Raw genomic sequence first — 13,232 nt, forward strand, 5'->3', positions numbered from 1 at the left:
GCGTCTCGCCGGGCATGCTGGGCGCACGCCCTTTCCTACGCACAGACCGCTCTGGCACAGCCACTTCAGGCAGATGAAACAAAGCTGGCACCTCCCTTGCTCTGTCCCTGACAAACAAGAATACGAGGTGCGCCATGCCGCAACCCACCCCGACTGTCGGGATCATTGCCAACCCTGCCTCCGGCCGCGACCTGCGCCGCCTGACCGCCAGTGCCGGGCTCTATTCGAGCACCGACAAGGCGTCGGCGATCCAGCGGCTGTTGGCCGCCTTCGGTGCCACCGGCATCGGCCGGGTGCTGCTGCCAACCGACATGACCGGCATCGCCGCCGCCGTGCTCAAGGCCAGCCAAGGCCCCGCTGCGCGCGACCAGCACTGGCCGAACATCGAGGTGCTCGACCTGCCATTGACCCAGACCGTTGCCGATACCCGCCTGGCCACCCGACGCATGGTCGGCCAAGGCGTGGCGATGATCGCGGTGCTCGGCGGCGACGGCACCCACAAGGCAGTGGCAGCAGAAGCCGGTGACATCCCACTGCTGACCTTGTCCACCGGCACCAACAATGCCTTCCCGGAATTACGCGAAGCCACCAGCGCCGGCCTGGCGGGCGGCTTGCTCGCCAGCGGCCGGGTGCCCGCCAGCATCGGCCTGCGCCGCAACAAGCGCTTGCGGGTGAAGGTGCCCGAGCAGCAGTTGGACGAGTGGGCACTGGTGGAAGTCGCCGTTTCGCCCCAGCGTTTCATTGGCGCCCGCGCCCTGAGCCGCAGCGAAGACCTGAGCGAGGTGTTCGCCTGCTTCGCCGAACCCCATGCCATTGGCCTGTCCGCCCTGTGCGGCTTGTGGTGCCCGGTGTCACGCCAGGACCCGCACGGCGCCTGGGTGCGCCTGAACCCTGGCGCCGAGCAGGCCCTGCTCGCGCCCCTGGCGCCTGGCCTGCTGCAAGGCTGCGGCATCACCGCCAGCGGCGTGCTGACGCCCGGCGCCGCCCATCGCCTGAGCCTAAGCAGCGGCACCCTGGCCCTGGATGGCGAACGCGAGATCGAATTCGCCGAGCACGACACCCCCACCATCACCCTGGACCACCAAGGCCCGCTCACCGTGGACGTCGAGGCCGTGCTGGCCCACGCCGCCCGCCATCACCTGCTGGCCGTGCCGCGCGGCCACCGGCTACACCCTGCAACCGCGTGTTGAGACAACCCTGGAGAACAACAAGATGTCCAATCAACTCAGTACAGAACAACTACTGCATGCCTATGAAGTGATGCGCACCATCCGCGCCTTCGAGGAACGTCTGCACGTGGAATTCGCCACCGGCGAAATCCCCGGTTTCGTCCACCTCTATGCCGGCGAAGAAGCGTCCGCCGCAGGCGTCATGGCCCACCTGCGTGACAGCGACTGCATCGCCTCGACCCACCGCGGCCACGGCCACTGCATCGCCAAGGGCGTAGACGTGTACGGCATGATGGCCGAGATCTACGGCAAGAAGACCGGCGTGTGCGGCGGCAAGGGCGGCTCGATGCACATTGCCGACCTGGAAAAGGGCATGCTCGGTGCCAACGGCATCGTCGGGGCCGGTGCGCCATTGGTTGCAGGCGCCGCGCTGGCCGCCAAACTCAAGGGCCGCGATGACGTGTCGGTGGCCTTCTTCGGCGACGGTGCCTCCAACGAAGGCGCCGTGTTCGAAGCCATGAACATGGCCTCGATCATGAACCTGCCGTGCCTCTTCGTCGCCGAGAACAACGGCTACGCCGAGGCCACGGCGTCGAACTGGTCGGTGGCCTGCGACCACATTGCCGACCGCGCTGCCGGCTTTGGCATGCCGGGCGTGACCATCGATGGTTTCGACTTCTTCGCCGTGTACGAAGCCGCAGGCGCTGCCATCGAGCGTGCGCGCTCCGGGCAAGGCCCCTCGCTGATCGAGGTCAAGCTCAGCCGCTACTACGGCCACTTCGAAGGGGACGCGCAAACCTACCGCGCCCCGGATGAAGTGAAAAACCTGCGCGAGTCCCGTGATTGCCTGATGCAGTTCCGCAACAAGACCACCCGTGCCGGCCTGCTCAGCGCTGAGCAACTCGACGCCATCGACGCGCGTGTCGAAGACCTGATCGAAGACGCCGTGCGCCGCGCCAAATCCGATCCCAAGCCACAGCCCGCCGACCTGCTCAGCGACGTCTACGTCAGCTACCCCTGAGCCGCGGATTACAAGAACAAGAGGAGAATCACCATGGCAAGAAAGATCAGCTACCAGCAGGCCATCAACGAAGCCTTGGCCCAGGAAATGCGCCGCGACAGCACTGTCTTCATCATTGGCGAAGACGTGGCTGGCGGTGCCGGTGCGCCCGGTGAAGAGGACGCCTGGGGTGGCGTGCTGGGCGTGACCAAGGGCCTGTATCACCAGTTCCCGGGGCGGGTGCTCGACGCGCCGCTGTCGGAAATCGGCTATGTCGGCGCCGCCGTGGGTGCCGCAACCCAAGGCCTGCGCCCGGTGTGCGAACTGATGTTCGTCGACTTCGCCGGCTGCTGCCTGGACCAGATCCTCAACCAGGCCGCCAAATTCCGCTACATGTTCGGCGGCAAGGCCGTGACCCCGCTGGTGATGCGCACCATGTACGGCGCTGGCCTGCGCGCTGCGGCCCAGCACTCGCAGATGCTCACCTCGCTGTGGACACACATCCCCGGCCTCAAGGTGGTCTGCCCGTCCTCGCCATACGATGCCAAGGGCTTGTTGATCCAGGCGATACGCGACAACGACCCGGTGATCTTCTGCGAGCACAAGTTGCTCTACAGCCTGCAGGGCGAGGTGCCGGAAGAGGTCTACAGCGTGCCGTTCGGCGAAGCCAACTTCCTGCGCGACGGCGACGACGTGACCCTGGTGACCTACGGGCGCATGGTCCATGTGGCGCTGGAAGCCGCCAACAACCTGGCCCGCCAAGGCATCGACTGCGAAGTGCTGGACCTGCGCACGACCAGCCCGCTGGATGAGGACAGCATCCTGGAAAGCGTCGAGAAAACCGGGCGCCTGGTGGTGATCGACGAAGCCAACCCGCGCTGCTCGATGGCCACCGACATCAGCGCACTGGTGGCGCAGAAAGCCTTCAGCGCCCTCAAGGGCCCGATCGAGATGGTCACCGCGCCGCACACGCCGGTGCCGTTCTCCGATGCGCTGGAAGACCTGTACATCCCCGACGCGGCGAAGATCGAGGCCGCCGTGCGCAAAGTGATCGAAGCTGCAAGGAGCGCCGCATGAGCCAGATCCATACGCTGACCATGCCCAAGTGGGGCCTGTCGATGACTGAGGGCCGGGTGGACACCTGGCTCAAGCAGGAAGGTGACGCCATCAACAAAGGCGACGAAGTACTGGACGTCGAGACCGACAAGATCAGCAGCAGCGTCGAAGCCCCCTTCAGCGGTGTATTGCGCCGCCTGGTGGCCCAGCCAGATGAAACCCTGCCGGTCGGCGCGTTGCTGGCGGTGGTGGTGGAAGGCGAAGCCGACGAGGCCGAGATCGATGCCGTGGTGCAGCGCTTCCAGGCCGAATTCGTCGCCGAAGGTGGCGCCGACCAGGCACAAGGGCCAACCCCGCAAAAAGCCGACGTGGGCGGCCGCCTGTTGCGCTGGTTCGAACTGGGCGAAGGCGGAACGCCGCTGGTCCTGGTGCATGGATTTGGCGGTGATTTGAACAACTGGTTGTTCAACCATCCGGCGCTGGCGGCCGAGCGCCGCGTCATCGCCCTTGACCTGCCGGGGCACGGGGAGTCGGCCAAGGCGCTGCAACGCGGCGACCTGGATGAACTGAGCGAAACTGTGCTGGCACTGCTCGACCACCTGGACATCCCCCGCGCCCACCTGGCCGGGCACTCGATGGGCGGCGCTGTCAGCCTCAACGTGGCGCGCCTGGCGCCACAGCGGGTGGCCAGCCTCACCCTGGTGGCCAGCGCTGGGCTTGGGGCTGCGATCAACGGGCAGTACCTGCAAGGTTTCGTGGCTGCGGCGAACCGCAATGCACTCAAGCCGCAAATGGTGCAGTTGTTTGCCGACCCAGCGCTGGTTACCCGGCAATTGCTGGAGGACATGCTCAAGTTCAAGCGCCTGGAGGGCGTCGATGCGGCGCTGCGCCAGCTGGTGTCGGCTATCGCCGAGGGCGACCAGCAGCGCCACGACCTGCGCGGCGTGCTGGGGCAGCATCCGGCGCTGGTGATTTGGGGCGGGAAGGACGCGATTATACCGGCCAGCCATGCCGACGGGCTGGAAGCCGAAGTGCTGGTATTGCCGGACGCTGGCCACATGGTGCAGATGGAGGCGGCTGAAGCGGTCAACCGGAAGATGGTGGATTTTTTGCGGGGGCATTGAGGGAATGAGGGGCATGGCTTGGGGTGGCGTCTGGGTCTAGAAGTGCATGCCTTGAGGGGTTCTGCGCCTGTGAGATCGAGCGCCGCGCGGGCGGCGCTCGATCTCACAGGCAACACACCCCACAAGGCATGCACCTATCTGTCTCAGCCCCCCATTCTGCGTCATACTCGGCAGACCTATTGCCCGGTCTCCACCATGCGTCCACTGATCCCTGTCACCCTGATCCTGTTGCTCGCCGCGTGCGGAGATGGCGAATCGCTACTACCTCCGGACGCGCGGCTGCCCGACGGCGGGCGTTACCGGGGCGAAGTGGTCAATGGCCTGCTGCAAGGCGAGGGCCGCATCGACTACCCCAATGGCAGCTGGTACGCCGGCAGTTTCAAGGACGGCCAATGGCATGGTCAGGGCGAATGGCACGGCCAGAACGGTGAGGTCTACCGGGGCCAGTTCGCCGAAGGCCTGTTCCAGGGCCTCGGCGACTTGACCACACCAGGCAGCCACTATGCCGGCACCTTCAGCCACGGCCGACGTGACGGTGAAGGCACCCTCAAGCAAGCCGACCAGACCTACCGCGGCCAGTTCAAGGACGACCAGTACGAAGGCGCAGGCGAGCTGGAGCTGGCCGACGGCAGCCGCTACCAGGGTCTGTTCGCCAAAGGCAAACCGAACGGTGCCGGCGTGCGCAGCGACGCCAGCGGCAACCAGTTCAGCGGCCGTTTCGTCGAGGGCCTGCTGCAAGGCAGCGGCACCTACGACAGCGTCGACGGCGAGCAATACATCGGGGAGTTCAAGGACAACCGCCTGGAAGGCCGCGGCCGCTATGAAAGCGCCGAAGGTGACGTGTGGATCGGCGAATTCAAGGATGGCTCACTGGTCGGCGAAGGTGAACTGCTCGGCAGCGATGGCAGCCATTACAAAGGCGGTTTCGTTGACTGGCACTTTTCTGGCCAAGGCAACCTGCAACTGGCCGACGGCAGCCAGTACATCGGCACCTTCGAAAACGATGCCTACCATGGCAAAGGCCGGCTGACCCTGAGCAACGGCAAGGTCGAGGGTGGCACTTGGGTCAATGGCGTACGCGTGCGCGACGAAAAGGGCACGCTGTTGCCCGACCCGCTAGACCTGGCCTTGCTCAACCAGGGCCGCCTGCTAGAGGACGCGCTGGCACGGGTGCCGCCTACCGCGCCGGCCATCCAGTTATACAGCCTGGTCGTGGCCGGCGATGGCCAGCAAAGCGTGTTCCTGCGCGAAGCCGACTATGTCAGCAACATGCTCAAAGTCCGTTTTGGCGCCCGCGGCCAGGTCACCCTGGTCAACCACCGGGACCACATGGCCAGCCGCCCCATGGCCACCCGCGAGAACCTCACCCGCGCTGCCCATACCCTGGCCGAACGCAGCGGCCCCGAGGACCTGGTGTTCATCTACCTCACCAGCCACGGCAGCCACGACCACCAACTGGTGCTCGACCAACCCCGCCTGCAACTGGCCGACCTGTCCGCCGACGAGCTGGCCAGTGCCCTGGCACCGCTGAAAGAGCGCGACAAGGTAATCGTCATCTCGGCCTGCTATTCAGGGGGCTACATCGCGCCGCTCAAAGACGATCGCACGGTGATCATGACCGCCGCCCGCGCCGATCGGGTGTCGTTCGGTTGCTCGGAAGAAGCCGACTTCACCTACTTTGGCGATGCCCTGTTCGCCGAGGCGCTGAACCAGACCGACGACCTGAAACAGGCGTTTGAACTGGCACGCGCCAGCGTTGCCGAAAGAGAACGAAAGGAAGGTTTCGAAGCCTCTGAACCGCAGCTGTGGGCGCCGCCAGCAGTACTGGCACACTGGCGGCACCTACGCCAGCAACAGGCCGAAGAAGCGCTACGCAATGCTGCGCAAGCGACGGTGGAGCAGCAGGAAAAAAAGCCCGGCAACCACTAAGCTTGTGTGTAACAAGGGAGAGACATCATGTATTTGACGCCTCAGCATGTCCTGCTTGCCGGTGCCACGGGTCTGACGGGTGAACACCTGCTAGACCGCCTACTCAACGAACCGACCATCAGCCGGGTGCTGGCCCCTACGCGCCGGCCGCTGGCCGAACACCCGCACCTGGAAAACCCAGTGGGCGACCCGGCGGTGTTTCTTCCGCAGCTGGCCGGGCGTGTCGATATCGCCTATTGCTGCCTGGGTACCACGCTCAAGCAGGCCGGCTCCGAATCGGCTTTCCGCGCCGTCGACCTGGACATGGTCGTGGCCTTCAGCAAGCGCGCCCGGGAACTCGGTGCACGCCATTTGCTGGTTGTCAGCGCAGTCGGCGCCGACCCTAAATCATCGATCTTCTACAACCGCGTCAAAGGTGAAATGGAAGAAGCGCTCAAGGCCCAGGACTGGCCACAGCTGACCATCGTCCGCCCGTCGGTGCTGCTGGGTGATCGCATTGAGCCGCGCTTTGGCGAGCAACTGATTTCGCCGCTTTCCAAGCTGATACCTGGGAAGTATCGAGGTATCGAGGCGTGCACCCTGGCACGGGCGCTGTGGCGCCTGGCGCTGGAGGAAGAAGACGGGGTGCGGGTGATCGAGTCGGATGAACTGCGCCGCCTGGGCAAAAACTAGCGTCGCACGTGTCGCACGGATTACGCGTTAATACGGTAATCAAAGCCCGCCGGTGGCCTGGAAGCCGACGCCTGCGGCCGTCAGCAACGACAACGGCAGCAGCAGCGTATCCAGTAACAGGCTACCGGGCAGATCCAGGCCTGGGTAGGCCGGCGCAAGCGCGCCGAAATGATCTTTAGGGCAGCAACCGCCGTTCATCACATACAGGTCCAGCCGCGTACCGGCATACACCACCGGCGCGCCTGGCTTGTTGGCATCCAGCGTACGCACCGTGGCGCAGCCACTGAGCAGCGCCAATGCAACCAACCCCGACAGTGCTCGCTTCAATCATCCGCCCCAAAGTGATGTTCACCCCAACGTGGCAGCATGTCCTGAGGGATGTCCAGCAGGTTGAGAATGCGCGCAACGACGAAATCGATCAGGTCATCGATGGTTTGCGGCTGATGGTAGAAGCCTGGGGCCGCAGGCAAGATCACGGCACCCATCTGCGACAGCTTGAGCATGTTCTCCAGGTGGATCGTCGAGAACGGGGCCTCACGCGGCACCAGAATCAACTGGCGGCGCTCCTTCAAGGTGACGTCGGCGGCCCGCTCGATCAGGTTGTTGCAAGCACCGGTGGCAATCGCCGACAAGGTACCCGTGGAACACGGCACCACCACCATCGCCGCCGGTGCGCCAGAGCCGGAAGCCACCGGCGACATCCAGTCTTCCTTGCCATACACGCGGATCTGGCCGTCGGCAGCGCCGGTGTATTCGGTCAGAAACGCCTGCATCGCCTGAGGCTTAGGCGGCAGCAACACATCGGTTTCGGTGGACATCACCAACTGCGCGGCCTTGGAAATGAGGAAATGCACCTCGCGGTCCTCACGCACTAGGCAATCGAGCAGGCGCAGGCCATATTGCGCGCCAGAGGCGCCCGTCATGGCCAGGGTGATGCGCTCCGGCCCGCTCACTTGAGCGCCTCGGCCAGTTTGCCGTGCAGGCCGCCGAAGCCGCCGTTGCTCATGATCACCACGTGGGTGCCCGGCCGTGCCTGGCCCTTGATGCGCTCGATGATCGCTTCGAGGCTGTCGGCAACCACGCTCGGCACGGTGCACTGCGCCGCCGTGGCGGCCAGGTCCCAACCCAGGTTGGCCGGTGCGTACCAGATGACCTGGTCGGCATCGTTGACGCTTTCCGGCAGGCCATCGCGGTGGGCACCGAGCTTCATCGAGTTGGAGCGCGGCTCGATCACCGCAATCACCGGTGCTTCACCTACGCGCTTGCGCAGGCCGTCGAGGGTAGTGGCGATGGCGGTCGGGTGGTGAGCGAAGTCATCGTAGATGGTCACGCCCTGCACTTCAGCGACCTTCTCCATGCGCCGTTTGACGCTTTTGAAGGCGCTCAACCCGGCGATACCCATGGCCGGCACTACACCGACATGGCGGGCCGCAGCCAGGGTTGCCAAGGCATTGGCGACGTTGTGCTGACCGGTCAGCGCCCAATCGACCACGCCCTGTGCCTCGCCCTCGAACAGCACTTCGAAGCGCGACCCGTCGGGGCTGAGCAGGCGCGCCTGCCATTGGCCGCCTTCACCGGTGGTTTGCACCGGGGTCCAGCAACCCATGCCGATGACCCGCCCCAGCGCCTGTTCGGTGGTCGGATGGATCACCAGGCCTTCGCTCGGGATCGTGCGCACCAGGTGGTGGAACTGGCGCTCGATGGAGGCCAGATCGGGGAAGATGTCCGCGTGATCGAACTCTAGGTTGTTGAGAATCGCGGTGCGCGGGTGGTAGTGGACGAACTTCGAGCGTTTATCGAAGAACGCACTGTCGTACTCGTCGGCCTCGACCACGAAGAACGGGGTGTCGCCCAAACGCGCGGACACCGAGAAGTTCTGTGGCACGCCGCCGATCAAGAACCCAGGGCTCATGCCGGCATGCTCCAGCACCCAAGCCAGCATGCTGCTGGTGGTGGTCTTGCCATGGGTACCGGCAACGGCCAATACCCAGCGGCCCTGCAGCACGTGGTCAGCCAGCCACTGAGGGCCAGAGACGTAGGGCAGGCCCTTGTTCAACACGTATTCCACCGCCGGGTTGCCCCGCGACATGGCGTTGCCGACCACTACCAAGTCGGGTGCTGGGTCTAGCTGAGCCGGGTCATAGCCCTGGGTCAGCTCGATGCCCTGGGCTTCGAGCTGGGTGCTCATCGGGGGATAGACATTGGCATCGGAGCCGGTGACGCGGTGGCCAAGCTCTTTGGCCAGGACCGCCAGGGAACCCATGAACGTGCCGCAAATACCGAGAATGTGAATATGCATGGTCGACCTCGCAAAACATCGAGGCAGGGTAGCCCAGGGCGCGGGAAATCGCACCCGCTGTTTCGCTCAGCCGACCCGGGTGATGCCGTGTTTGCGCAGTTTTCGATACAAGGTATTGCGGCTGATGCCCAGATGCTCGGCAACGCGGGTCAAGTGCCAGCGGTTTGCCTCCAGCACTGACAGCAGCGCTTCGCACTCAGCGTCCTCAAGGCGCACTGGCGCGCGCTTGTGGGTGAGACTATTTTGCTCCTCGTGTGGGAGCGGGCTTGCCCCGCGAACACCGGCAAAGCCGGTGCCATCCACCGCGTTGCCTGCTTCGCGCGGCAAGCCCGCCCCCACAGGTGCCGCATTACTCCGGAAAGTCGCGGGCAGGTCGGAGAACCCGATGTAGGTGTTATCGCAAAGCGCCACGAGCGTGCGCAATACATTGCGCATCTGCCGCACGTTCCCCGGCCAGGCAAAGTCCAGCAACGCCTGACGCGCACTGGGCTCTAGTTCAACCCGTTGTCCCTGGGCTTCCTGACGCAGCAAAAAGTCCAGCAACTGGCCCTTGTCACTGCGCTCGCGCACTGAGGGCAAGGCCACCTCCAGCCCGTTCAGCCGGTAATACAGGTCTTCGCGGAAGCTGCCCTGCGCCACCCGCTCCAGCAGGTCGCGGTGGGTGGCACTGACGATGCGCACGTCCACGGCCTGGGGCTCGCCGCCAATCGGCACCACCTGGCGCTCTTCCAGGACCCGCAACAGGCGCGTCTGCAAGGCCAGTGGCATGTCACCAATCTCGTCCAGCAACAACGTGCCGCCATCGGCCTGCAGCAGCTTGCCGCGCATGCCTTCCTTGCGTGCGCCGGTAAAGCTGCCACCGCGGTAACCGAACAGCTCGCTTTCGATCAGGCTCTCTGGGATCGAGGCGCAGTTGATCGCCACGAACGGCTTGCCGCGACGCAGGCTGGCCTGGTGCACGGCCTGGGCGAATGCCTCCTTGCCGCAACCGGTCTCGCCACGCAACAGCAGCGGCACATCGCGCTCGAATACCCGCACGCAGCGGCGGAAGTCGTTTTGCAACGCCGGGTCGAGCAGGCAGATGCCTGGCGCTTCAGCACGCTGGGGCTGGGGCTGGCTGAGCGGTACTGACCATACCGGCGTACGCGCCTGGCCCCGCAGGCTGGCAAACACCTGGCGGCCGTCGCGTGTCTGCAATGGCCAAACAGTACTGCCGCCCGGCACGGCGCGGCTGAACAGTTCGTCGTGGCTGCAGGCAAAAAACCGCTCCACCGGTTGCCCCAGCACGCCACCGCGAACGGTGCCCAACAGGTTGAGCGCGCTCTGGTTGGCGGCGCAAATCCGCCCGTCACCCTCGAAGGCCAGCAAGCCCTCGCTGAACAAGCCGACCGACTCAGCCTGCAGATGAAAGCGCAGCAGCCACTGCTGCTGAAAATGACGCAGGAAATAACAGCTCTCGATCATCTTCGCCGAGAGGTTGACCAAGGCCATGGTGTGGAACTGGCTCTGCCGCGACACATCGGGCCGCGCCGACGACACGTCGAGTACCGCCAGCAGTTCGCCATGCGGGTCGAACACCGGGCTTGCCGAGCACGTCAGGCCGGTGTGGCGGCCACGAAAGTGTTCGTGCTGATGAATGGTCAGGGCCTGGCGCTCGACCAGGCAGGTGCCGATACCGTTGGTGCCTTCGCGCGCCTCGCTCCAGTCGGCGCCCAGCCACAGCCCTGCCCGCTCGAAGATGCGCCGCTCGCTGGGGGCGCTGACACAGTTGAGGATCACCCCACGGGCATCGGTCAGCAGCACCGCATGGCCAGCGCCAGAGAGCTGCTGATGCAGGCTGTTCATCTCGGCGTCGGCAATTTTCAGCACCTGGTGCAGGCGCTCGCGGGTTTCCAGCAAGCGCCCGTGTTCAAGCACCACGGGGGCCTCGATCAGCGTCGGGTCGAGGTGGTAATCCTCGAGGCAGCGCAGCCAGGACCGGGCGATCGCCGGGTCACTGCCGCCCGCCCCGGCTTCACCGTGGGCAACGGTATGCACTTGCTGGGCATGGCGACTCAAGTGATTGCTCTGCATATGTTGTGGTTCTCCGCAGATCGAGCGTTCAGCCAGCATCCTCCACCCGGCGGGCCTTTGCAATGCACCTGCCGGCAGCGTGTCGCAAATGGCACAAAGTGTCACACAGGCCGTACCACGGCTGGCACAGCGGGCTTTCACAGCCCCCTGAAAATTACCCTAAGTGCTTGATTTAGCAGAACCTCAAAACACTGGCCCAACCTTTGCTCTACGCTTTTCAACTCCCTAACAAACACAATAGCCAGGAGACACACCATGCGTTACGCACATCCCGGTACCGAAGGCGCGAAGGTTTCCTTCAAGAGCCGCTACGGCAACTACATCGGTGGTGAATTCGTAGCTCCGGTCAAGGGGCAGTACTTCGAAAACACCTCCCCGGTGAATGGCAAGCTGATCGCAGAGTTTCCCCGCTCCACTGCCGAAGACATCGACAAAGCCCTGGATGCCGCCCACGCCGCCGCCGATGCCTGGGGCCGCACGTCCGTTCAGGACCGCTCCAACGTGCTGCTGAAAATCGCCGACCGCATCGAGCAGAACCTTGAAGTCCTGGCCATTACCGAAACCTGGGACAACGGCAAGCCAATCCGCGAAACCCTCAACGCCGACATCCCGCTGGCGGTCGATCACTTCCGTTACTTCGCCGGTTGCATCCGCGCCCAAGAGGGCGGCGCCGCCGAAATCAACGAAGGCACCGTCGCCTATCACATTCACGAGCCTCTGGGCGTGGTCGGGCAGATCATCCCGTGGAACTTCCCGCTGCTGATGGCCGCGTGGAAACTCGCCCCAGCCCTGGCCGCAGGCAACTGCGTGGTCCTCAAACCCGCCGAGCAGACCCCGCTGGGCATCACCGTACTGATGGAGCTGATCGGCGACCTGCTGCCCAAAGGCGTGCTCAACGTCGTCCAAGGGTACGGCCGCGAAGCGGGCGAAGCGCTGGCCACCAGCAAACGCATCGCCAAAATCGCCTTCACCGGTTCGACCCCGGTCGGCTCGCACATCATGAAATGCGCCGCCGAAAACATCATCCCGTCCACCGTCGAGTTGGGCGGCAAGTCGCCTAACGTGTACTTCGAAGACATCATGCAGGCCGAGCCGAGCTTCATCGAGAAGGCCGCCGAAGGCATGGTGCTGGCATTCTTCAACCAAGGCGAAGTGTGCACCTGCCCGTCGCGTGCCCTGGTGCAGGAGTCGATCTACCCGCAGTTCATGGAAGTGGTGATGAAGAAGGTCCTGCAGATCAAGCGTGGCGATCCGCTGGACACCGACACCATGGTCGGCGCCCAGGCGTCGCAACAGCAGTTCGAGAAGATCCTGTCGTACCTGGAAATCGCCAAGGAAGAAGGCGCTGAGCTGCTGACCGGCGGCAAGGTGGAAAAACTCGAAGGCGCGCTGTCGACCGGCTACTACATCCAGCCGACCCTGCTCAAGGGCAACAACAAGATGCGCGTTTTCCAGGAAGAAATCTTCGGCCCGGTGGTCAGCGTCACCACCTTCAAGGACGAAGCCGAAGCCCTGGCGATTGCCAACGACACCGAGTTCGGCCTGGGTGCCGGTGTGTGGACCCGCGACATCAACCGCGCCTATCGCATGGGCCGTGGCATCAAGGCTGGCCGCGTATGGACCAACTGCTACCACCTGTACCCGGCGCATGCCGCGTTTGGCGGTTACAAGAAGTCCGGCGTTGGGCGTGAGACCCACAAGATGATGCTCGATCACTACCAGCAGACCAAGAACCTGCTGGTGAGTTACGACATCAATCCGTTGGGCTTCTTCTAAACCTGAGATGGCTGCGGGGGCTGCTTTGCAGCCCACCGCAGCGGTTCGTCACCACCACAAGCCAGCGCGGTTCCCGTGCACGAACCGCTCTGGCTCGCTTCCTGCAGTACCTATCACCATGGGCTGGAAGTCCC

10 protein-coding genes and 1 pseudogene are annotated in these 13,232 nt (G+C 64.5%); 7 read left to right on the forward strand and 4 right to left on the reverse strand.

Going from position 1 to position 13,232, the window contains the following annotated elements; translation table 11 throughout:
* Positions 1-134: 134 nt before the first annotated feature.
* From HU750_RS20830 to HU750_RS20855, 6 genes and pseudogenes are all read left to right on the forward strand, one after another.
* A pseudogene (locus tag HU750_RS20830) lies at positions 135-1,174 on the forward strand (ATP-NAD kinase family protein); the annotation flags it as partial.
* Positions 1,175-1,212: 38 nt separating this feature from the next.
* Positions 1,213-2,190 (forward strand): thiamine pyrophosphate-dependent dehydrogenase E1 component subunit alpha, encoded by a 978-nt coding sequence (locus tag HU750_RS20835; RefSeq protein WP_186682119.1) that lies wholly within the window; start codon positions 1,213-1,215, stop codon positions 2,188-2,190.
* A gap of 33 nt (positions 2,191-2,223) precedes the next feature.
* Positions 2,224-3,246, forward strand: a complete 1,023-nt coding sequence (locus HU750_RS20840) for an alpha-ketoacid dehydrogenase subunit beta (RefSeq protein WP_186682121.1) — start codon at positions 2,224-2,226, stop codon at positions 3,244-3,246.
* Positions 3,243-4,349 carry an acetoin dehydrogenase dihydrolipoyllysine-residue acetyltransferase subunit gene (locus HU750_RS20845; RefSeq protein ID WP_186682123.1) on the forward strand — a complete coding sequence of 369 codons (1,107 nt, stop codon included), beginning with the start codon at positions 3,243-3,245 and terminating at the stop codon, positions 4,347-4,349. The genes HU750_RS20840 and HU750_RS20845 overlap by 4 nt, the downstream gene beginning before the upstream one ends.
* A gap of 195 nt (positions 4,350-4,544) precedes the next feature.
* Positions 4,545-6,278 carry a C13 family peptidase gene (locus HU750_RS20850; RefSeq protein WP_186682125.1) on the forward strand — a complete coding sequence of 578 codons (1,734 nt, stop codon included), beginning with the start codon at positions 4,545-4,547 and terminating at the stop codon, positions 6,276-6,278.
* Positions 6,279-6,305: 27 nt separating this feature from the next.
* Complete coding sequence (locus tag HU750_RS20855) at positions 6,306-6,950, forward strand: oxidoreductase (RefSeq protein WP_027594940.1); 645 nt, start codon at positions 6,306-6,308, stop codon at positions 6,948-6,950.
* 39 nt (positions 6,951-6,989) lie between these two features.
* Here the strand turns inward: HU750_RS20855 and HU750_RS20860 are convergent, their stop codons facing one another.
* The 4 genes from HU750_RS20860 to HU750_RS20875 form a co-directional block, all read right to left on the reverse strand.
* Positions 6,990-7,277 (reverse strand): YceK/YidQ family lipoprotein, encoded by a 288-nt coding sequence (locus HU750_RS20860; protein ID WP_027594939.1) that lies wholly within the window; start codon positions 7,275-7,277, stop codon positions 6,990-6,992.
* Positions 7,274-7,903, reverse strand: a complete 630-nt coding sequence (gene ubiX, locus HU750_RS20865; RefSeq protein ID WP_186682127.1) for a flavin prenyltransferase UbiX — start codon at positions 7,901-7,903, stop codon at positions 7,274-7,276. The genes HU750_RS20860 and ubiX overlap by 4 nt, the downstream gene beginning before the upstream one ends.
* Positions 7,900-9,249, reverse strand: coding sequence for a UDP-N-acetylmuramate:L-alanyl-gamma-D-glutamyl-meso-diaminopimelate ligase (gene mpl, locus HU750_RS20870; protein ID WP_186682129.1), 1,350 nt, complete (start codon positions 9,247-9,249; stop codon positions 7,900-7,902). Before mpl ends, ubiX begins: the two co-directional genes overlap by 4 nt.
* A 66-nt stretch (positions 9,250-9,315) precedes the next feature.
* On the reverse strand, positions 9,316-11,322 hold the full coding sequence (locus HU750_RS20875; RefSeq protein WP_186682131.1) for a sigma-54-dependent Fis family transcriptional regulator: 2,007 nt from the start codon (positions 11,320-11,322) through the stop codon (positions 9,316-9,318).
* A 255-nt stretch (positions 11,323-11,577) separates the two neighbouring features.
* Here HU750_RS20875 and exaC point away from each other — a divergent pair, with 255 nt between their 5' ends.
* Positions 11,578-13,098, forward strand: a complete 1,521-nt coding sequence (exaC, locus tag HU750_RS20880; RefSeq protein ID WP_099428235.1) for an acetaldehyde dehydrogenase ExaC — start codon at positions 11,578-11,580, stop codon at positions 13,096-13,098.
* Positions 13,099-13,232 lie beyond the last annotated feature (134 nt).

This window comes from Pseudomonas sp. SWRI50, assembly GCF_014269095.1.
GTDB lineage: Bacteria > Pseudomonadota > Gammaproteobacteria > Pseudomonadales > Pseudomonadaceae > Aquipseudomonas > Aquipseudomonas kermanshahensis.